The organism is Dyadobacter sediminis (assembly GCF_005860765.1).
In the GTDB taxonomy this organism is placed as follows: Bacteria; Bacteroidota; Bacteroidia; order Cytophagales; family Spirosomataceae; genus Dyadobacter; species Dyadobacter sediminis.
The window spans coordinates 1,114,080-1,136,845 of sequence record NZ_VCEI01000011.1 but is presented as its reverse complement, the minus strand read 5'-3'; the positions used below and the strand labels follow the sequence as shown (position 1 = coordinate 1,136,845).

16 protein-coding genes are annotated in these 22,766 nt (G+C 40.2%); 14 read left to right on the top strand and 2 right to left on the bottom strand.

Annotated features, from left to right (window positions below; all coding sequences use genetic code 11):
- Nucleotides 1–19: 19 nt before the first annotated feature.
- The gene (locus tag FEM55_RS05390; protein ID WP_138280257.1) at nucleotides 20–3,067 is read right to left on the bottom strand and encodes a SusC/RagA family TonB-linked outer membrane protein; all 3,048 of its coding nucleotides are present in this window, start codon (nucleotides 3,065–3,067) and stop codon (nucleotides 20–22) included.
- A gap of 2,345 nt (nucleotides 3,068–5,412) precedes the next feature.
- Between FEM55_RS05390 and FEM55_RS05385 the strand changes: the two genes are divergently transcribed.
- From FEM55_RS05385 to FEM55_RS05330, 12 genes are all read left to right on the top strand, one after another.
- Nucleotides 5,413–6,639, top strand: a complete 1,227-nt coding sequence (locus tag FEM55_RS05385) for a site-specific integrase (RefSeq protein WP_138280256.1) — start codon at nucleotides 5,413–5,415, stop codon at nucleotides 6,637–6,639.
- Nucleotides 6,627–8,114 carry a hypothetical protein gene (locus FEM55_RS05380; protein WP_138280255.1) on the top strand — a complete coding sequence of 496 codons (1,488 nt, stop codon included), beginning with the start codon at nucleotides 6,627–6,629 and terminating at the stop codon, nucleotides 8,112–8,114. Before FEM55_RS05385 ends, FEM55_RS05380 begins: the two co-directional genes overlap by 13 nt.
- Nucleotides 8,115–8,248: 134 nt before the next feature.
- Nucleotides 8,249–8,539 (top strand): helix-turn-helix domain-containing protein, encoded by a 291-nt coding sequence (locus FEM55_RS05375; RefSeq protein ID WP_138280254.1) that lies wholly within the window; start codon nucleotides 8,249–8,251, stop codon nucleotides 8,537–8,539.
- A 64-nt stretch (nucleotides 8,540–8,603) separates the two neighbouring features.
- Nucleotides 8,604–11,228 carry a BT4734/BF3469 family protein gene (locus tag FEM55_RS05370; RefSeq protein ID WP_138280253.1) on the top strand — a complete coding sequence of 875 codons (2,625 nt, stop codon included), beginning with the start codon at nucleotides 8,604–8,606 and terminating at the stop codon, nucleotides 11,226–11,228.
- 232 nt (nucleotides 11,229–11,460) lie between these two features.
- Nucleotides 11,461–11,808, top strand: a complete 348-nt coding sequence (locus FEM55_RS05365) for a hypothetical protein (RefSeq protein ID WP_138280252.1) — start codon at nucleotides 11,461–11,463, stop codon at nucleotides 11,806–11,808.
- A 2-nt stretch (nucleotides 11,809–11,810) separates the two neighbouring features.
- Entirely contained in the window at nucleotides 11,811–12,506 is a 696-nt protein-coding gene (locus tag FEM55_RS05360) for a P-loop NTPase family protein (RefSeq protein WP_229209096.1), read from the top strand.
- Nucleotides 12,507–12,511: 5 nt separating this feature from the next.
- On the top strand, nucleotides 12,512–13,045 hold the full coding sequence (locus FEM55_RS05355) for a hypothetical protein (RefSeq protein WP_138280251.1): 534 nt from the start codon (nucleotides 12,512–12,514) through the stop codon (nucleotides 13,043–13,045).
- 172 nt (nucleotides 13,046–13,217) lie between these two features.
- Entirely contained in the window at nucleotides 13,218–13,862 is a 645-nt protein-coding gene (locus FEM55_RS05350; RefSeq protein ID WP_138280250.1) for a hypothetical protein, read from the top strand.
- Nucleotides 13,859–14,683, top strand: coding sequence for a relaxase/mobilization nuclease domain-containing protein (locus FEM55_RS05345; protein ID WP_138280249.1), 825 nt, complete (start codon nucleotides 13,859–13,861; stop codon nucleotides 14,681–14,683). Before FEM55_RS05350 ends, FEM55_RS05345 begins: the two co-directional genes overlap by 4 nt.
- Nucleotides 14,680–15,564 carry a hypothetical protein gene (locus FEM55_RS05340; RefSeq protein ID WP_138280248.1) on the top strand — a complete coding sequence of 295 codons (885 nt, stop codon included), beginning with the start codon at nucleotides 14,680–14,682 and terminating at the stop codon, nucleotides 15,562–15,564. The genes FEM55_RS05345 and FEM55_RS05340 overlap by 4 nt, the downstream gene beginning before the upstream one ends.
- 46 nt (nucleotides 15,565–15,610) lie before the next feature.
- The gene (locus FEM55_RS05335) at nucleotides 15,611–15,880 is read left to right on the top strand and encodes a hypothetical protein (protein ID WP_138280247.1); all 270 of its coding nucleotides are present in this window, start codon (nucleotides 15,611–15,613) and stop codon (nucleotides 15,878–15,880) included.
- A gap of 24 nt (nucleotides 15,881–15,904) precedes the next feature.
- Nucleotides 15,905–16,237, top strand: a complete 333-nt coding sequence (locus FEM55_RS05330; RefSeq protein ID WP_138280246.1) for a hypothetical protein — start codon at nucleotides 15,905–15,907, stop codon at nucleotides 16,235–16,237.
- A gap of 35 nt (nucleotides 16,238–16,272) precedes the next feature.
- Here FEM55_RS05330 and FEM55_RS05325 read toward each other — a convergent pair whose 3' ends face one another.
- Nucleotides 16,273–17,373 (bottom strand): Fic family protein, encoded by a 1,101-nt coding sequence (locus FEM55_RS05325; RefSeq protein WP_138280245.1) that lies wholly within the window; start codon nucleotides 17,371–17,373, stop codon nucleotides 16,273–16,275.
- Nucleotides 17,374–17,668: 295 nt separating this feature from the next.
- Here FEM55_RS05325 and FEM55_RS05320 point away from each other — a divergent pair, with 295 nt between their 5' ends.
- Nucleotides 17,669–19,642: a site-specific DNA-methyltransferase gene (locus FEM55_RS05320; protein WP_212748291.1), complete on the top strand. Its 1,974-nt coding sequence runs from the start codon at nucleotides 17,669–17,671 to the stop codon at nucleotides 19,640–19,642.
- Between the two features lie 3 nt (nucleotides 19,643–19,645).
- The gene (locus FEM55_RS05315) at nucleotides 19,646–22,765 is read left to right on the top strand and encodes a type III restriction-modification system endonuclease (protein ID WP_138280244.1); all 3,120 of its coding nucleotides are present in this window, start codon (nucleotides 19,646–19,648) and stop codon (nucleotides 22,763–22,765) included.
- Nucleotide 22,766 lies beyond the last annotated feature (1 nt).

Below are 22,766 nucleotides of genomic sequence, written 5' to 3'. Positions count from 1 at the left end.
ATGACTATTTTAGAAGTGTTTAAAGGGACAGGTTTAATCCCAGCGTAAAGGTCCTGGTCATCGGATATTTGTCGCGGCTGTCATTTCCTGGTGATAAGCCCAGTCTGTCCACCTCAGGATCTACCCCTTTGTATTTGGTAAATGTAAATGTGTTCAGCGTAGAGCCGTAAATGCGAATCGATTTTATGTATTTGGTTTTAAGCTTCCTGATATCATAGCCCACATTAATGTTGTCAATCTTCCAGAAATCACCATTTTCAATATAGTAGCTGTTGAACTCCTGGGGCATAGTCGGGCTCAGTACCGCTTTGTCAAAAACCTTGTCATACGATGATTTGAGGTTATTGTATTGCTGCAGGCCCGTACTTTCGAAGAACATGCGCTGGTAGTTCAGGATCTGATATTTGAATGCGCCACGCATGGTTACGCCCAGATCGAAGTTCTTGTACCGAAGGTTGTTGTTGAAATTAAGATAAAATTTCGGCAGACCGTTGCCCAGTACGCGCTTGTCTTCAAAGGCGTGCTGAAACTCGTCATAACTCTGCGGCTGACCATCCCGGCCTTCGTAGATCCACTTTCCATCTTCTGAGATATCCACCACTTTGAACCCGTAAAAATCCCCCACCTGATCACCGATGCGCACAATGTGGGTAAAGGTTTGAACCGGATCGCCTGTGGCACCCGTGGTGAAAAAGTCGTTGGTCGTTTTGTATATGTCGTTCGACAGGCTGACGAGCTTATTGGTGTTGGTTGAGTAATTGACGCTCGCATTCCAGGTGAAATTATTTTTTTGTACCGGCACAAAGTTGACCAGTATTTCCAGTCCCATGTTTTCCATTACCCCCACATTTGCGCGGGTCGAGGTATACAGGTTTGGCGGGCTGGGCACCTGAAAATCATACAACAGGCCCTTAATCTTCCTGTTATATAAATCAATACTACCACTGACCCTGTTTTTAAGAATAGCAAAATCAAGACCGATATTGGATTCGTGCTTTTCTTCCCATCTCAGGTCCGGGTTAGGATTCTGTGCGGGTACGAGCGTTTGAACCCACTTTCCATTGCTGTAAAAGAATTTCTGATAGTTCAGGATTGCAACGCCAAGAAACAGGTTATTCGGCTGCGTGCCGGTGACACCATAACCCGCTCTGAGTTTCAGGTCATCGAAGATAGTCTGGCCTTTCATAAAAGCTTCATTGCTGATGCGCCAGCCCAGTGAAACGGCCGGGAATGTTCCCCAGGGGTTTTTCGCGCCGTAAAGCTGACTTGCCCCTTCGTGCCTGATACTGGCCAGTAACAGGTAACGATCATCGTAATTATAGGTTGCCCTCGCAAAAAAGCCGATCAGATTGGTTTCCCTTTTCGAGCTTCCGATCGGCGCAAGGCCCGTTTTCAAGGCATCTCCAATGCCGATATTATTATAGGAGAACTTATCGGTCGGAAAATCCCAGTTCTGCATGAAAGAATCCGAAAAGGAGTTATCCTGATAGCTATAACCGCCTAGCAATGTCATTTTGTGGCTGTTTATATTCTTGGAATACTGAGCCGTAAGTTCCATTAACTTGTCTATAGAACGTACCGAACCAATGGACGCATAGCCATTTCGCCCGTCCCTCAATGCCGATACGTGGCTTTTAGTCTCTGAGTAACCCCGGTTCTGATTGTACTGGTTGTAAGAAAATAAGGCGGACAGCTTCAAATCTTCAATCGGATTATAGCTCAGGTTAGTCTGTACCCTTGTATTCTGGGAATTGTTTTTCCCGTCACTTTCCCGCAAGCGCGCCACGGGATTATCATAATTGAAAATTCCCGTTTGCTGAAACCACGTTCCGTCCGGGTTTTGCAAGGGTGCCGTGGGATTCTGGATAATCGCCTGGCGGTAGGTGTAGCCATTGAAGCTTATGCCGTCACCGGTAGTAGGAAAACTGTTGTATGAATTGATAAAACCAAGATTAATGTTCAGTTTATCATTGAACATGGTATGGTTCACATCGGCACGCCCATTGAAAGTCTTGTTTTCTGATTTAATAAAGATCCCGTCCAGCTTCCGGTAATTCAGGTTTACCAGGTAATTAGTGCGGTGACTGCCCCCGCGGAAGGTGAGGTTATGGACCTGACTTAATGGTTTTTTGGAGATTTCCTTCATCCAGTCTGTATCCGAGCCCAGGTCCCACGAAGGCTCGCGTATTCCCTGTGCAATGTGTTCCCGGTAATCTGCGGCAGTAAGCAAATTCAGTTGACGCGCCACCGTTTGCGTGCTGAAAGAAGTGTTGTATTCTACTGAACTGTTGTAGTTGCCACCTGCGCGTTTGGTGGTTACAATGATAACCCCGTTTGTGCCGCGCGTTCCGTAAATTGCAGCTGCGGAACCATCTTTTAGAACGTCCATGGATTCAATGTCCTCAGGCGCCACGGTCTTTAAGTCGCCCGGTACACCGTCGATGAGTACCAGCGGATTGGAATTGGCACCCAAAAGTGTGGTATTCCCTCGCAGCAGTATCTGGGAGCCTTGGGTAGGATCACCACTTGGCGCTGAAATGGTAAGACCGGCTACCTTTCCCTGCAAAAGCTGACCTGCGTCCAGAGCGGGTGTTTTTACAAAGTTTTCCTGCGTAACGCGTACAACCGAGCTGGTAATATCTGCCTTACGCTGACTTCCGTAGCCTACAACCACCACTTCTGTGAGTTCCTTGCTGTCGGTAGCAAGCGTAACCTCAAAGCTCGACTGGTTTCCGATTTCAACTTCTTTTGTTTCATATCCGATAAAAGAAAAAACCAGCATTGCTGCACTGTCTTCTGTTTTCAACTCAAAATTTCCATCAGGGTCCGTAATAGTACCTGTTGACGTTCCCTTGACAACCACACTTACGCCTGGTAACCCCATTTTTTTATCGTCCAGCACTTTGCCTTTAAGTACTTTTTCAACGAGCAAAGGCGCCTGGACCTCCAAGGAAGCAGGCATGAGAACAGCAGCTTTCAGCTGATATGAAAGTGTTGATCCCACGATCAGCATGGCACAAAGAGGCTTGCCTAACCCTGACAGCGGGTTTGGTAGTATTTTAGTCATAATAACAATCGTTTTAGTTAACTGTGAATGAATGAATACATCTGGCTTTACATTTGAGAAAGTGTTTTTATCATATGACGCAATTAATTTAACAGCATGCCTGTACTTTTCTGAAGAGGCACATATTCTGCCGCATCAGGCGAGACACAAGACAAAGTGCCTACCGTAACTGCATATACGCAGCTTAGCTGACGTAACCTTATCCGATATAGTAATACATTGCAATTTTAAGGAGAAATAATGCTATAAAAGTTGCCGTAATTGATAACTTATGGCTTAATTTTGATATTATTTATTCGAATGTTTCAAAAACATGCAAATATTAGCAGTATTCATGATGGGATCATTCTTTGTAATATGATGAAGAAAATCAACGCAAGTGCCACGATGACTGGATATACAAGCCGGTTAATGCCAGTTGATAAGTTGATATTACCGCTACTTGCGTTGTGAGAAATCATTAGTTTGAGCATCTTTGATTCATGCTTTTAAACGCTTTGCATTTGGGTAAAAGCACCTGACAAGATACCTACCCGTTAATATTAGCAAGTATCCATCAAGTATGTTCGTAAATACTACGCTTTTGTGACCCCCTGGCACCATCATGAAGAATATGTTCTCATCATGATTTCCAAAGCGTTTAACCCCGGTAGATAAGATTTAAAAGCCGTTTCATCTTTGTGAACCCATTAGGATTTCAAGTTTAATGACTCAATCATTGGATATGTACCAGCAATTCTTTGATTAGGTACGAGTTTTGCCGTGAAAACTGCCATCCCGTGCGAATGACGAATTTTATATTTAGTGACGAAACAAAGAAACAAAATGCTTAACTTAGGGGAAACATATGAATGAAAACAAAGCCTATGTGGAGTGATAAAACATGGTATGGCTTAATCGCAATGATCTATTGTTTCTTGGTATCGGCACATTTATGGCCATATTTGAGCCAGGCCTGGATTGTGTATCGCGAAAAGAGGCCAATGAGGGAGGTGCCCAGACCGGAGACAAACCACCGTCTTACAGGTAGCCTGGCTTTTTTGAGTGGTGTGATGTGGATCTGGCTTTATTTTAGGTAGTAGCTTAGTAGATAGGATTAGAAAACACTTTATTAATGCATACCTCTTGAAATAGTAGAGTAGCAGCCAAACTTTTGGCTGTCTGGAATACTACATGTAACGTGTTGTCTGGATGAAGAACATGTTAAAACTGAATCTGCGCGACAAAGCTAAGAACGCCTTAAATCCTGCAGAGCTTGCCTTCCGATTCCACATTTTCGCGCCGACAATAGCGAGTTAACGCCTGAATTACATTTCTTCTTTTTGTAGAAGATTGGTGTAGAGAACAATCAATTATATAAAGCAGGACTTTTCATTCTTCGATACCGCCAATTTATCAGCGGAAATTAAAAGATGGGAAAGTTAAAATGAGTGTGTTAAATGCAGTCAAAGCAAATGAACGATCTTAAAATTAGAATTAGTATGAGGACGTTGCGCGGGATGACCAGGGAAGATCAACAGATCATGCGTTTATTGCCGCAATGGAATTGAGCGCTGGTTTCGGACGATCAACCGGGGCGCCGGGCGACAGAAATACATCTATCTGAATCCTGAGAAAAACGGTCTTGACCTTTATCAAGGAATCAATCGTTTTAGCAAACGGTATAATTCCAGAATGCATCTAGGTATTGGCCGTAAGAAACCAGTAAATCTTTACCTGAATGCAGCTTGAATTTAATTACGAATGATCAATTTATGACCCGAAAAGTAGGGAGTACTTCATTATAGAATAGGAAATGAGGACGCCATTTTAAATCAAGAGAGGATTTTGAATCTTGTGTGACCAAATAAACTTAATGATTCTGATTTTATAATTGCGACTGCAAGGAAGCTAACTGTACAATTTATCCATCTGCTCAAGTTATAGCTAATAAAATGCTTGATAATGAATACTTCGAATACGTCTATCAGAATGTAGAACTTGAAATTTTAACTCTTCAAGATAGAAATTACAAAATTAATTAAGAACTAGTATATTAACATATGAGATTAAGCTTGTTTTTTTTATGGCGATAGTGGTCTCTGTATTTGATAATAAATTTATTAGCCACCCTTACAAATTAAAACACCTGACAATCAAGCGATTGTCAGGTGTTTGTGTACCCGGAGCCGGAGTACCATACTTTCTTAATGATCTTTAACTATTTTTAATCGCCTATATATCAGTATATTTGATTGTGGCAAGGATTTATGGAGTGGTTGTGTTAATGTTTTGAACTAGTTTTGATTTACATTTAGCCACCCTTTTGACCACCCTTTAACGGTATTTAAATAGCTTTAATTGAAATGAAGGTAAGTTTTGAGTTGAGAAAAGAGAAAGCTAATTCAAATAGATTAATCCCAGTCCAGTTTGTTTTACGGGCAGAAGGTGTTCGGATCCGGCGGAACGTAGGAGTGTCTGTGTTAGAAAAATACTGGGATGGTTCCAGGGTCAAACCGAATCTAAAACGAGAGCCGAAAAACAATTACATTGATATCAATAAGAAATTGCAAACAGTGGAGGAGAAGATAAGTGATATTTTTCTCTTTTTTCAAGCAAATAAGCTTCCTTTTTCAAAAGAACTTTTCCTCAGTAAGTTTGACAGTGAGGTGGAACTCAAAGTAGCCACCTTTGATTTCTTTGAATGCTTCGAGGAATTTATCAAATCTGGCAAGCTAACCAAAACCTACAACACAATTAAAGCTCAAACGTCAGCAATGAACTTCTTGAAGCAGTTTGAAGTGGATTTGGGTTCGAAACTTTTGTTTGAATCCATCAATGAGGTGTTTTTTACAGAGCTGTCAAGATATGCTATCAACGACAGAAAAGTCAAGAATAATTATTTCGCAAAGATAGTTGCGGTAATGAAAAGCATGCTGCGTTGGAGTATCAAAAAAGGATATAGTCAAAATCGGGACTTTGAGAATTTTAGAGCCTCAGAGCATGACGTGGACATTGTTTATCTCACTTTCGAGGAGCTAATGCGCTTATATAATCACGAGTTTGAGAATAACAGGCTCGCCCACGTTCGTGATTTTTATTGCATGGGTTGCTTTACCGGGCTGAGATTTTCGGATTTGTCCAAGTTACATTTAGCAAATATCAGTGATCAGCACATTGTTATATCCATTCAGAAAACGAAAACTCAAAATCACGCCATAAAGTTGAACAAATATGCAAAGGCCATTCTAGAAAAGTATAAAAATACAGTGTATGAGCCCCTGCCAACAATTTCTTCCCAGAAATTCAATGACTATATTAAAGAGTGTTGTGAGTTAGCAGGTATAACTCAACAATTTACAGCACATTGGTTTGTTGGAGTAGAAAAAAAATCGCTTACTCAGCCAAAGTGCAAGTTCATTACTAGCCATACTGCCCGAAAAACGTTCATTACGAATTCCTTGCTTCTAGGCATGGAGCCAAAGGCAATCAAGAAAATTGCCAATATCAAGAAAGACGCAGTTTTGGATAAATATATGAAAGTAACAGAAGCTTTTACGGACTCTCAAATGGATAACGCATGGAACAAGTAGTTTTTGACTTACGAATATTTTTTTTACTCTCACTTTTCGTATTGGCTATCATCTGGGGAGGGATTGTCCTGACAAACCGGATCTTTAAGAGACAGATAGAATTTTGTGTTCAGAATCTTTTTTTTCCTTCGATTAATTCAGCGCGTTTTGGAATTTCCGGATTTTTTGCGCTGTACATTTCTTATTTTGTTCACTGCGCATATTCAGAAAATTGTGCGTGGTGGATTAATTCTTTGCTATTGGTAATACTTATTTCCGGTTTTGTAGTGGTTTTCAAGCTTTTTATGATAATTGGTGCTGATCAAGACTATTTTTCCATTCAGCAAAATGCTTTCTCTGTCCACTATTATCGAACACTTTCCATCCCAAGGAGAAGGGAAACTCATGCAGCAATGGTAACTGGTGTTCGAAAAATAGATACAACTTGCATAAAAAATTCCTTCTTATACAATCTGATAACGACAAGGTTTTTGCCTGATGTAGCTATTCTAATGAGTTTTGAGACATTTGATTCGAAGCTTAGGTTCTCCGAATCAAATCGTTCGGTAGCAGATCTTTTCTGTAAAGATTTTAAGGAAAACATATTTCAGATACTCCGGGACATCGAATCATTCTCGACCTTTTTTCAGCTTAGTGAATCCCAACTATCAAAAGCTGTTTCAGTTCTCTCACTTCCTCAGTTCCTGGATTTTGATGACATCCAAGGCCTTCACTATGACTCAAAATCCGTTTTTGAGCATTTTAGATGGGTTTCAGATCAAACCGAGAAAGAAAGTAACCATCTGGAACTGCTTAGTGGTCTTGCTCAGGTTGATTTGAGGGTCAACTCAATAATAAATGACAAACACATAGATGAAGACTTGACTGTAGTCAAGAATCTTTTAACGGAATCGAGAGATTTGGAAGGGTTCCACTCATGGCATAAACAGTTTGATATTGAATTAAAAAATTTATCAAATACAATTAGTGGCATTTCTGAATCTGCGGCAACAAGTAAGGATTTGACCAGCTTGAAAGAAGAAATTATAAATCCAGTATCAGAAGAAATTAAAAAGGCCTTAACCCAAACGTCTTATGAGAGAGGAAGAAATTTTCCTAGCAGGCAAACGCGGGACGTATTTAAGCTTGATGATAGTTGCACAACTATTGATATTCACTCAGATCTTGTCAAGTTTTTAGAAACAAAAAGAATCCGATTGTCCGAAGAAAATATAGGCGACCTATTAATTTTTGTGAATAACTGCTTTGTTGGGTTTGAAAACAGAAGATACAATAATTCTTACAAAAGCTATTCGAACAGGGCATTCATGCTGAAAAAGCGGTCTAAAATAGAACTGTTCCTTGGGGCGCAAATAATTAAAAGAGGCTGGTCTTCATCGGATATCGTTAAAATTTTCAAGAAAGAGTTTAATGATTGTAATACGGCGGGGAATGTGATATATGAACATATCAGAAAATCAAAGTCGAAAAAATAAATATTGGTTGTAACTATTTATTAATCAGAGAATTATATAAAAAAATCGACCTCGATAAATACGAAATGACATCTTTATAATCTTTGTGCCATTCGTCAAGAATAGTTAAAATTCATTCAAAACAGTCAAAGATCATGTCAGTTCAACTCTATTCCCACGCAAAGGGAGACCTAGAAAAAGCCGTTGAAATTATCCTTCAAAAGGCTAACAGCTTATTGCTCGTTAAAGAAAAGAAAACGCCCGAGGAAATCGACGAGCTGATTCCGCAGGCGGAAGCAGCAAAAGTCCTACAAATTTCCGTCGCCACAATCATAGAGTGGCGTAAGCGTAAAGGGCTACCGCATTATAACTTCAACGGTAGATACCTTTATTCCAAGGCAGAATTACTTGATTACGGAAGGAAACAGGGGCAAAAAAAAGCGTAACCACCGCCATGGTTACGCTTTGCAAACTTTATAAGCTACTCTGGGTAATTCAAATAATTAACGCATGGAAAAAACTGAATTCTCCTTCTTTCAAGGAGGGATAGGTAATATTGTACCTACAAAAAATATTACTTTACAAGAGGCTTTTCGAATCGTACAATCTTCTGATTATAAAACTCAAATTGAAGCGATACGTAAAAGTAAAGAAAAGTCTGTAATTGATGAACTTAAAAAGAAACTTGACTATTTCGTTTTTGGTGTAGTCATAAAAGAAAAACGGTCATCAAGTAACATTGAAAGGTACTCTGGACTGATATGTCTTGATTTTGATAATGTCGCGGACTTGGAAAAAATCAAAGGCGAAGTATGCGACGATAAGTATGTAACTCTCTGCTTCCTAAGTCCTTCAGGTAATGGGTTGAAAGTTGTCGCAAAAATTGCGACAACTGATTTCAAGCTAGCCTGGGAGCAGCTAGCTGGTTATTTTAGAAAACATTTTGGAATAGAGGCCGACAAATCTGGGAAGGATGCAGTAAGGGCCTGTTTTGTGAGTTATGATCCAAACGCACATTTGAATCTATCTGCTGCGGTTTATACAGTGAAGTCTTCTACACGCTCAGACACTGTAAAATATCAAAAGTCTGATTTAGAAAGGGCTAGGTTAGTAGCCGAACGTATAACCACCTCCGTTGTAGATATAACCGAAGGGTATGACAATTGGCTTAAAATTGGTTTTGCCTTGGCGACGTTCGGGGAGGATGGTAGGGAGATTTTCCATCAAGTATCGTCGAAAAGTATATCATACCATGCTGAAACCACAGATCAGAAATTTTCCGACTGCCTAAAAAATGGAAAATTCGTATCTCCCGCTTATTTTTTTAAGGCTGCTAAGGATGCTGGAATAGCCATTCTTAAAAAGAGCAATATTGAATCAAGCGCCGAACCAATAATTAGAAATGAGCTATATATTAAAGACAGTATAATTACTTATGATCTTCAAAACTTTGAAATTACCATCAGATCCGGAAAGGGTGTATTTGTAGTAGCTGAAAACTTTCTTGTTTTTATCAAATTTCAAACAAAAGATGAGAAGGAACGAATTACCTGGATAATAGAGATTCGTCGTCCTGAGGAAGATAATATCTACATTACTGTTCCACATGACGACCTTTTTGATGCGAGAGCAATAGAGAAGATTTTCGGTGGATACAAACTTAGCTTTTCATTAAACCCACTTCAGTTACAAAAACTGAGAAAGTTTCTGTTTGATAGCACAACTTTCCCTATGGCCAAGTCAGTTTTGAGGTACGGTATGGAACCCACTTCCGAACTCTATTTCTTTTCAAATCTTGCAATCAGTAAAGCCGGGGAAATTCTCAGGCCAGATATACATGGTGTTATCAATTATGATGATCAATATTTTAAGCTTCCAAACTTTCAAAAAGGAATCCCGTCGGCATTTGAGTATTCAGAAAATAAAGTAACCTTTAACGATTGGTTTGAACTCTTTTCGAATGCCCAAGGAGAGTATATAGGGTTTCTAACAGCCTCCTTCTTACTCTTCAGCATATTCAGGGACGTAGGCATTAAAGCAAATAACTTTTCACCCATTCTTTTCATCACAGGTGTGGCTGGGTCGGGCAAGAGCACCACTTTTATCCATCTAAATTACGTATTTGGTACAGATGGAAAAGGGATGACTGTAAACTTAAAAGGTAAGAATACTGAGGCAGCAGTGGTTGCTAAAATGGAACAGCGGTATAATGGTTTTCAGTTTGCGGACGATTACTATCCTAATCATCCATTGACGCCGCTGTTTCAAGCATCATTTGATAACAAGGCTTATTCAAAGCTTAATCAATTTTCGGAAAATCACATAGACACTATTGATTTGATTCCGAAATGCACAGTGGGGATTGCTTCAAATTTCCTACCAGACTTACCATCAGATGAGCCGTTTTTTAGCCGCTTGATTCTCATTTTCAACAACAATCGAAACCCTTCTGAATTTCAAAAAGCCGCTTACAAAAAACTTCAGGTGATGGAACAGGAAGGGATTACCTCAGTTTTAAGACAGCTTTGGTCCTATCGGGATATTATAAAGAAGGATTTTAAAAGAACATACGATGAATTGAAGTCTGCATTTGAAGAAACACTTGTAAACTATCAAATTAGTAATCATAGATATACGCATAATGTAGCTCAACTCTTATCTGTTCCATATATTCTTGCGACTCGGGGTCTTATTACGATGACGGATGAAACAGATTTACTCAATTTTTTCTTGGAGCATGGGAAGAAGGCGATATTAACCTCCGAATCGATTTCAAAAGACAAGTCGTCTTTACAAGAATTCTTCGGTGTAGTCCAAGAACTCCTAGATAAGGGTTCTCTGGTGTCAAATGTTCATTACCGGCTTCATGGTTCAGAAGTGACTGTTAACTTCCGCAGAATCTATCAAAAATTTGAATTTGAATTTCGACGTTTGAACCGTTTTGAAGTCGCTCCACCATCGATTCATGTGTTAAGAGAAGAGCTTTTACAACTCGTCAATAAGCCGGAATCTGAATTCTTTAAAAAGCTACGTTTTGTAAAAGAAAATGAACCTGGAAAAATCGATTTTGCAAGAGATTCATTTTCAGTCGATTGTAGATTATTGAAAGAAAAATTCGATTTTGAATTCAGCTAAAAAAATGCCACGTCGCCACGCTTAATAATAAGGGATATTAAATAACTATATATCAATCAATTATATAAAAAAAATACGTGGCATTTGCCGTGGCATTGCGTGGCATTTGTGGCATCGTGGCACAGCGTGGCACCCAAATGCCACGCAAAAATGGACTTAAATAGTTCATTATTAAGGCGATAACATTCCGTGGCACTGTGGCAACGATTATACATATCAAAAAATAAAAAAAATGGACAAAAAAACGGTAAAAGAACTTTACGAGCGAAAAGATCGAAGGAGGAAACTCGCTCTTTTTAAAGCTTACTCAGCATGGCTCTTCATGGATACCTCTCTGAAATTTATTCAGGAACGGATCAACCGTGACCTAGACTTTGACCTGGTCGCAGAACAGGATATCAAGTACATAAGGCACCACTTTAGAAGCCAGTTGCAAATCGTACCCAAATCCTCTCTGGCAGTAAAAGTCAATGTTCCGGAAGAGATACTTCCAACTCGACCCGCAGAAGGCGTATCCTGGACGAACCCGGATGAAGTCACCAACAATCAAAACAGTTTAAAATCTAAATTTTCTAAATGATTATGACACAGATACATTTTATTCTCCAAAGCAAAGGCGGCGTCGGTAAAAGCACCTTGGCAAGTACCATCGCTTTGAAATTTCATGACAAAGAATCCATAGGATTTGTTGACATGGACAGCAGTACCAAATCCTCCATGAGACAGTTGAAATTTTTAGGTACAAGCAGATTGGAAGCAGTTTCTTTACTTAACGATAAGGAAGTTCTCGTCAGGGACAATTTGATTTCTTACCTGGAAAGTCTTGCAGACACACCATTCGATCAAATATTTTTTGACTTCGGCGCACCAGAGTCTGAACAGTTTCCCGCGTTAATCGAGAGAGACCTACCATTTGAGGAATTTATGGATATGCTCCAATTGGAAGTTCATTATCATGTCGTCATTGGTGGAGGTAGCGCATACATTCCCTCAGTGCAATTCCTTCAAAACCTTTACAGGATCGTAAACAACAAAACTACTCTGAATGTATGGGCATCTATAACAACGTTTAATCAACAGCCAGTGCTACTAAAAGAGTTGGAAAACAACTGCGACAAGATGGGATTGAAGTTTCGAAAGTTTGGAGATTTTGATCCTCAGAGTCATCTAGGGGGGCAAATTTTGGACTCGATAAGGCTTGGTTTGCCATTAGAACAATATAGCCCTGGTGCGAGACTTCGTATGCGAAAAGAACTTAGTGAAAACATTAACTTTTAGGATCGATGGAGCAAGTCAATCAAGAGTTTCTCAATCGGATCAAGGGACGCTACACGGAAAAGTATGCCACAGCAATGGATGACTGGACTGCGATCATTCTGCACGAGGTGAGCGAAGCAGTCGGGGTAATAAGAAGAGAGAATAGCTCGAAACTCAGTGAAGGTATCAAAGAAATCAACGAAGCGTCTGAAAAGATTAAAGGGCAGGTACAGCAAGTCCATTTCGATAATCAAAAGCAAGCTTTCTTCTATGGATTGGGTAGGCACCTTCTTTATGGTTTGACTAGCACTATCGGTATCTGTTCGGTTATCTGGATTTATACTACCCAAACTGATTTTTCTGACAAGTTAGAGTTTGTCAACCAGCACCCTTCCATTGAAAAATTTCAAAGCATTTATTTGAATGGTAAGACTATCAGCGAAAACGGGTATGAATTTCTGGTAGTGTACCCAAGAAAGGAAGGTAATATTGAGTTCGCCCGTAACTATCTGTATGACAAGGAAAACAATCGGGTTTTGATACCAATTGGAACGGAATGATACCAGTTGAACCGGTTTAAACCTAATTGATCGCGGTTGAACCAACCAATGCAACCGGTTTAAAAGCAAGCTATCGCCTGTACGTCGCGAAAAGCGAGCGTACAGGCGAGAACTTGTTGGGGAAACCCCAAGCCCCAAAAAATATTCGCTTAGGCTCATATTAAAAAAGGAAATGGAAAAAATAAAAGGAAGACCGTCGTTGCCGCCTAAAAGGCAGAAGAGACTTCATTACTCCGTATGGCTAAATGAAGAACAAAAACAGAAGATTGATGAGCGTATTTCAAAAAGTAACCTTTCGGCCAGTCAATACATCCTGGCTCAGCTTGAACTGGTACCGGTAAAATTACCAGCCCGTCGGGATATTCCGGATCACATCTCCCGGCTAATAATTAACCTGGAAAAACTATCTGGTATCCTTGCTTTCTATGCCCACCGGACGAAGGACAAGCAGTTGATTACTTCTGAATGGGTGAAGAGCTCCCAGGTAATCAGACGGCTTTCTGAACTGGTTTCAAAATGGCTCTTCGAGCAATTTGAAATACCTGCACTGCAGACTTTTTTCGAGGCAAACATCCAGTCCTATGAGCACTTGATTCAACTGATTGGATCAGGAGAACAGACCGAAGAGCAGAGAATTTACCTATCTGAAATTTACAAACTTCATAAGAGAAATGAGCTAGTCTTCGCAAAGTACAAACGCTACTATGGCAGCCTGGATCATGATCTGTCCATTTTTCAGACTGAAAAAGTTACAGCGTTAGAAGATGTTCATGCAGAAATTAAAATCCAGGTTAGGCTAATTCTGGAATCCTTATGATTGGTAAAGCGGGACTGGGTAATTACGCCAAAGGTATATTGGAGTATTGCTATTACGAGAAGAATAACCTTTCAGAACGTAAGCGGGAAGCGCTTACCATCAATGACGTTCGTGGAGAATTGGTTTACATTCAAAATCTCGGATTAGATTTCAAACCAGATGGGAGATTAAACATTGACTACCTGTCCAAACAGTTCGTCCACAACAGGGAAAATAATAAAAACCTTAACAAATTTGTGTGGCATCAAACGTTTAGTTTTCCTCCGGAAGAGAAGGTGAAACCGGAAACGATGCGTACTATTTGTGAAAGGTTTTCGGAAGAGTTCGGATTCGGGGATAACCAGATGGTTGCTTTTATCCATAAGGACACCGCTCACCAGCACTTTCATATTGTGGCAAACCGGGTTTCCGGGAATGGCAAAAATACAGCAGATCACTTCAATAATTATCGCCGTACTGGAGACTTCTGCCGGAAAATAGAACTGGAATTGGGTTTAAGCATCACTCCGGAAATGAAGCAGCGCGAGAATAAAGAAAAAGTTGTTTCCGGAGTTGATTTCAAAGCTGAGCTTTTGATGGAAGTACCGAAGGCGATAAAAGAATCAAAACACTTCAACGAGTTTACAGCCCGTATGAAGAAACAAGGAGTCAAGTGTGACATTGGTCGGGGTTTGACCTTTATCCATGCTCAGACAAACCAACGGGTCAAGGGTTCCGACCTATCAAGAGAATACAGTTTACAAAATTTAAAAAATCAATTCGTACTTGTGAATACGACAGCTGAACAGGTCAAGTCTGTCAAAAAAGGATTATCGTTATGAAAAACTATCAATTGGAAATTAAATATTGTGACAACGTTAAGGATACTGAAAAAATCATTTTAGAAGATTACTGGAATTTGTCATCCGGACAAAAGCCGAAAGAAATTGCCCGGAAACATAGTATCACAGATGCGGACTTAAAATACCTGGTTAAATTTCAAGCAGATGTGGTAGCCAAAGGTGAATGCAGCAATTGTGACAACGGGTTTACCATTAAAGTTACATCCAGAGCTGATCTAGCGCACAAAGTCGGAAATGCTATTTGTGTGATTTGCTTTACAGAACAATTATCATTGCAAAAAGCTGAGCGGGAGAGGATTATTGCCGAGAGAGTAGCTGAGCAAAAAAAAGAAGAAGAATATTTTCAGACGCAGGAGGAGATTAGAAAGGAGAAAATGGCAATCGCCATGGAAAAAGAAACGTGGTTGAATCTCGATGACGAGGGTATTCTGATTCTCCGGCAACTTTATAAAACTGACGACTTTTATCAGTTAGGGCGTAAAAACTACTATTACGGCAAGTTTTCAAATCAGATGAAGCTATATCTTGATCTCTTCGACAAACTTGGCCTGATACACCTGCAATACCGCTTCGACAACCCTGAAAAGATCCAAAAAGTCCTTCTGAACAATGCAGTCTTTCCGAATCTCTATCTTAATAAACGAACGCATAATGAATTGAGCATTCACTTAAAAAAGAACGAAAGTACTATTAGCCCCACAGCTCCGGTTTTTAGAAATACGATTGTGTTTGATACAATTCGGGTACTGGAACCCCATAAAACTTATTTATGTGGTCTTCGGGAGTTACCTGACGGTAGTATGAATTTGAAAATTACTCCGGCAGATCAGATTGTGAAACGTGCGGAAGAACTTGAATAAATTTGTATATTATTTTCTTGTAAATCATTAAGCTAAATTAGATTTTATGGGAATCTCAGATTTTGAGGATGTAAAGTGGTGTTATCAGGTTGTCGATCATGGCACAAAGGAGCAGCCGGATTGCTCTGTTCATGAAATGTATTTTGATGTGGCGACAAAAAGAGTTGTCGCACATACCGAAAATCCGATAACATTGGAGCATTATGAAAGCCAGGAAGAGCTTATTGAAGTGTTGGAAATGATATTAACTGACTTGAAAAGGGGGCGGGTTATGACAGTATCAGAAGTTGAAAGGGATATCTTCAAAACGGGGTAAAAATTATCATTCACTAAAAAAAATATGGACTACATTGATGTAAATCAGCATCTTGTAAATGAACAAATTTCCCAAGCGCAAGCCAATCTGGCGCATTGGGAAATCTTTTCGTCTCCTGATATTGATAAGGAAAGCAATTATTATAGACTGTATTCAGATCCCTTTGACAAGGCTTTTAAAGAGAAATTTATGGATATGCTTAGAGAGGATCGTCAGACAGCAAAAATCCCTAACCTCTCGTCTGAGGATTATGACATGCTCTTTTTGAAATATCTGCAAATGAATAAGGGTCAGGTTTATAATGTAGGCATGGAATACAAAAATCTCTATTACAGATGCATAAATGAGACCGTATGATGATTTAAGGCAATAGAATAAATCAAAGACAGGTCCTATAAATCCGCCAGTCGGTAACTCGTACTCCGGCCGCCGGAATCTTCTTTTACAAGTACCTCCTGATTTACAAGATCCAGTATATCCCGCAGGGCGGTGTCATTGGAGACCTTTGTGATCTTGGCCCATTTTGACGTATTGAGTTTCCCTTCAAAACCATCCAGAAGTTTGTTGAGCATCAGTTTCTGACGTTCGCTGATGTTTTTAGAAACCAGGAACTCCCAATAGCGGGCTTTTACCAGCACCGCATTTAGAAGCGTGTCGGTAGCGGTGAGCGCTCTATCCAGGCATGATAAAAACCAAACTAACCATTCAGTGATATCCAGATCACCCTTCTGGGTTTTTTCGAGGATGTCGTAATAGTGTTTTCGTTCCAGCTGGATTTGTGCGGACATACTGTAAAACCTTTGTGCGCTGTTGTCGGATCTTGCCAGTTGTAAATCTGCAATAGAACGCGCTATTCGCCCGTTTCCATCGTCAAATGGGTGTATGGTCACAAACCACAGATGTGCAATAGCGGCCTTGAGTACAAGGTCATGATCCTGGTTTGCATTAAACCAGCTGATGAAAGTGTTCATTTCGGCAGGAATCAGTTTGGAGGGGGGAGCTTCAAAATGCACTTTCTCTCGTCCCATTGCCCCTGATACCACCTGCATGGGGCCGGTCGCATCATCGCGCCATTGGCCCACAGTGATTTTATACATTCCGCTTCGTCCTATTGGAAACATCGCCGAGTGCCAGCCAAACAGTCGATCTTCCGAAAGTGGACTTGTGAAGTGCTGAGTTGCATCCAGAAGCATCTCCACGACGCCATCCACGTGCAGGTCAGCGGGCGCCAATGCACCGATATCCATCCCAAGTCTACGGGCGAGCGATGATCTTACCTGGTCAACATTCAGAACTTCACCTTCTATTTCGCCTGTTTTGAGAACATCAAGCGTCAAAGTTTGTAACACCGCTTCTTCTCTTAGAGAAAACCCGAGGCTTTCCATACGCCCTAGCAGCCGTCCTTGTTTGTGGCGAACTGTTCCGAGTAATTCTGATGTGGCAGCTGCATTCCAGGTAAAGTCTGGCCACTGGTATTTTTGATGGATATACATATTTTCACCGCATTTTATGCGACAAATATATGGTTTATTCTCCGCATAGTATAATAATTGCCGTACCTTGTGCGGTGAATGAGGTTGCTAATTGCCGTATGATTTTACATACTATACAATATGGGAGATTCGAATACCATTCAGATGATTAAAATCATACGTATTTATGTAAACATTTCGAGGTTAAACTGAGTTAAAATTGCTTACTTTGGAATAAACCGTAAGTAACTTGATGTAGATCCAGGCTTTGCAATCCTGTTCTCATAGGTTAAGATAAAAGAACATTATATTAAGTATGGAATTGCCCTTTATGTCTGAAAATACCCATCCTGACCGCCTTGATATGGCAAGCACCGACTTGGTGCAACATAATATAGAAGCTCTTGCAGTCTTATTCCCTAATTGCGTAACCGAAACAGCTGATGGAAAAGCAGTTGATTTTGACTTACTCAAACAGGAGTTAAACCATCAGATTATCGAAGGCAATAAGGAACGTTACCGCCTGGAATGGCCGGGAAAGCGGGAAGCGATTGTAACGGCAAATCTTCCTACTACCAAAACGTTACGCCCGGTACGTGAAGATTCCGTTGACTTTGATAATACTGAGAATCTTTACATTGAAGGGGACAATCTGGAAGTATTAAAGCTTTTGCAGGAAAGTTACTTTGGCAAAATCAAACTAATATATATTGATCCACCATATAATACAGGAAAAGATTTTGTTTATAAAGACAATTTTGCTCAAGATATAAATGAATTCAAAATAGATACCGGTCTACTTGATGCACAAAACCAACGCTTAGTAGCCAACCCTGAAACTTCAGGGCGTTACCATTCTGATTGGTTGAGTATGATCTACCCTCGTTTGAAGCTTTCTCGTAATCTTCTAACAGATGATGGGCTTATATTTATTTCGATTGATGATAACGAAGTACATAATTTGAGAAAGATTTGTGATGAAATATTTGGCCCGGATAATTTTGTCGGAATTGTTACGGTGATTGTTAAGCCTGAAGGTAGACGATATGGGCATATAGCCAAAACTCATGAATATATCCTAGTGATTGCTAAGGATTCCAATGAATGTGTTCTGAATGAAATCACTGTTTTAGGTAGCGACTATCAATTCTATGACCAACAGGGAGGCTTTAATGTGAAAGGACTAAGAAATAGAAACGTACAAGCTTTTAATTCTTTAAACCGGCCCAATTTGAGATATCCTTTCTATATAGATGTGGCAAATCCTGATGAGAATGGAATGTTTCCCGTTTCAACCATAGAGCGAGAAGGTTTTATAAAGGTATATCCAAGTGAGGTAAATGGTTTAAAAAGTGTATGGCGTTGGGGACATGAAAAAGCAGAGCTTGAAAAAAGCAAATTGGCAGCATATTACGGAAACGATGGGGAAATTCGGATTTTTCAGAAGGAAAGAAAGCTGACTCAAATGGCCAAATCTGTGTGGAATGACAAAGAAATTATATCAAATAAAGGCACTGCGGAATTACAAAATTTGTTAGGCAAAGGTGTTTTTGACTTTCCGAAACCAATCAACCTCTTACGGAAGATTATTGAGATTGCCGCTTCAGAAGATTCAATAATTCTCGATTTCTTTTCTGGTGCTGGCTCGACTGCTCACGCGGCTATGCAGCTTAATTCCGAGGATGGTGGTACACGAAAATTTATTATGGTACAATTACCAGAAATTATCAACAAGGAAAGTGAGGCCTTTAAAGCTGGATATAGAAATATTTGTGAAATTGGCAAAGAGCGCATCCGTCGCGTTGGTGAAAGAATTAAAGGGGATTTAATATTAAAAAAAGCTAGTGAGCTGGATTTTAACCATGAGCGATTGGCAAATCTGGACACTGGTTTCCGAGTTTATCGACTTGATGAAAGCAATATGCAGGATATCTATTATCGTCCCCAAGATTACAACCAAGAGCAACTGGAAATTTTTGCGGATAACATAAAACCTGATCGTACCTCAGACGATCTACTTGCGCAGGTTATGATAGATTGGGGCTTGCCACTTTCGTACAAAATTGATCAGCTTTCAGTTTCAGGAAAACAGGTCTTTCAGGTGGCTCAAAATTCACTCATGGCTTGCTTTGATAACACTATCGACGAGATGTTTGCAAAGGAAGTTGCTGTCTATAAGCCTATGCGTATCGTATTCCGGGATAAAGGATTTAAGAATGACACTGCTAAGGAAAATGTGAGGCAGTTACTGAAACAATTGAGTCCTGAAACCGAAATGCGCGTAATCTAAGCTATGAAATTACAATTTAAGGAACAGGACTTTCAGGCTCAGGCAGTGAAGGCGGTTACAGATTGCTTTGCGGGCCAGCCAAGAGAAACCAACCGTTTTACGCTCGAAAGAAGTAAAGAAATTATCCGCAAAGCCAAAGCAGCAAGTGTTGGTCAAACGGATTTGGAGATGGATGTCATGGAAACAATTGGTTACCGTAACCGCCCAATCCAAATCACCGAAGATCAATTGCTTAAAAATATTAAACTTGTACAACACGAAAACGATATACCGGAAAGTGACAAGCTTGAACGGCCCAAAGGCCTGAAACTTGGTTATAACTTAACCATCGAAATGGAGACGGGAACAGGTAAAACATATACCTACATCCGTACCATGTACGAATTGCATGAGCTTTATGGTTGGAGCAAGTTCATCATTATAGTGCCCAGCATCGCCATACGGGAAGGGGTATATAAGTCGTTCGAAGTTACTCAAGACCATTTTCAGGAACTGTACGGTCACCGTATCAGTCCGTTTATTTACAATTCCGGTCGTCCCCAGGATATTGAAAATTTTGCGTCCGATAGCCGTATTAGTGTGATGATTATCAATACCCAGGCATTTAATGCAAAAGGCAAAGATGCCCGTAGGATATATATGGAGCTAGATCAGTTTGCATCCCGGCGTCCTATCGAAATTATAGCGCAAACCAATCCAATACTTATTATTGACGAACCTCAGTCCGTTGATGGAGATAAGACGTTGGAAAGTATGCAGGATTTCCGTCCGCTTTTTACGCTTCGCTATTCGGCGACGCATAAGAATGAATACAACAAAGTGTATCGGCTGGACGCATTGGATGCATACAATAAAAAGCTGGTTAAAAAGATACAGGTTAAAGGTATTAGCCTCAAAGGCAGCACTGGCACTACGGGGTATTTGTATTTGGAGCAGATTCAGCTTTCAACGAACAAAGCACCTGTTGCAATTATTGAGTATGAGAAACGTAGTGGGACAGCGGTAAAGCGTGTCCGCGAAAAACTCGAAAAAGGAGCTAACCTTTTTGAGCTATCTGGTGAAATGCCCCAATACAAAAACTGGATCGTCCAGGATGTAGATGGTTATTTCAACAAGGTGATCATCAATGGACAGGAGATTATAGCAGGCGAAGCCATAGGTGATCTGGACGAGAGAGCTTTCCGCCGTATTCAAATACGTGAAACCATTATTTCACATCTTAGTAAGGAACGCGATCTGTTCGAAAAGGGAATAAAAGTACTATCACTTTTCTTCATTGATTCTGTTGAGAAGTATCGGGTGTATGACCAGAATGGGGAACAGCAGCTGGGGGAGTATGCAAAGATTTTTGAAGAAGAATATAATCTTCAACGAAACGAATATATCGATTTATTCCACCAGGACTATAACCAATATTTGTATGACACCGATCCAGGGCACATTCATAAGGGCTATATGCCTAATGAATACACCCAATATCTGCAACGTGATGATGCTGAGCGTGTACACAATGGATATTTCTCGATTGATAAAAACAAAAAACTCATTGATCCGGCATTAAAGCGGGGAAAGGAGGATACAGATGACATCAGTGCCTATGATCTGATCATGAAGGACAAGGAACGGCTACTGAGTTTTGAGGAACCTACTCGCTTTCTGTTCTCTCACTCTGCTTTGAAAGAGGGTTGGGATAATCCGAATGTTTTCCAGATCTGTACGCTTAAACATTCAGACGCCAACATTCGTCGTCGCCAGGAAGTAGGGCGTGGGATGCGCCTTTGTGTCAATGATCATGGTATTAGGCAAGATTATGAGACAGTTGGTGAGCAGGTACATGACATTAACAAGCTGACAATTGTTGCTTCAGAAAGCTACGAAACATTTGCCAAAGGCTTACAAAGTGAAATTGCAGAAACGTTAAAAGACCGACCACAGAAAGCGTCAGTGGAATTCTTAGCTGGACGTTTGATTACGGATGAGAAAGGAAATCAGCTACGGCTTACCCCAGACGAAGCCAAGAAGCTGAATAAATTCTTATACAAGCACGACGTATTAGACGAAGATGATAAGATCACAGCTGAGGGGCGTCAGTTTATAGAAGGGAATACGGTTCCTATCCCGGATAATCTGGAAACCTATCGAGCGAGCTTAACCAGCTTACTACGTTCTATTTATACCGGTGAAGGGATCTTGCCAGAAAACGATAGAGACAAAATCACGCTCACGATCAATCCCAATTTTTATAAGAAAGAGTTTCAGGAACTTTGGAGTAAGATAAATCTGAAAACGATTTATGAGGTTCAATTTGATTCCGTGAAGTTAATTAACGATGCAAAGATTAGGATCAATGCGGAGTTACATATTGCAGAGCGTACTTATGAAGTTAGAAGTGGTGAGCTTAAAGAAACAACAAAAGAGGAACTGGTTCAAAAAGAAGGTTTCAAGGAAACGGACAGAGAGAGTAAACAGCTGAAATCCGATATTTATACAAATACGGTATATGATATAGTTGGTGAAATCGTCAAAATAACAAATCTGACCCGCCGTACAGTTGTAGAGATATTGAAAGCTATCAATATGGAGAAGTTTTTCCTTTTGAGAAAAAATCCGGAGGAATTTATCGCAAAGTCTGCCAAGCTGATTAATGAGGAAAAAGCAAGCCTGATCATCAACAATATTGTTTATCATAAGACGGAAGATCGTCATGATGCCAAAACGGTATTTGCAAATGATAAGTCTGCCATTCGTCAGTCTGAATTTCTACGAAAACACATCTACGATTATTTGACGACGGACTCTACAACGGAAGCAACTTTTGCTAAGGCACTCGAAAATAGTAAAAATGTATATGTGTATGCCAAACTGCCCAGGAGCTTTTATATCACGACTCCCGTAGCGAATTACAGCCCGGACTGGGCAATTGTGTTTGATAAAGAATCTGTAAGACACATTTATTTCGTGGCTGAAACCAAAGGTTCCGATTCCGATCTGGAACTTCGAAAAATTGAAGCTTTAAAGATTCACTGCGCCGGCGAACATTTCAAAACCATTAGTGGGCAAGAAGTGCAATTTTCGAAAGTGAGCAGTTATGAGAAGATGTTGGAGATTGTACAGGTTAAGTAAG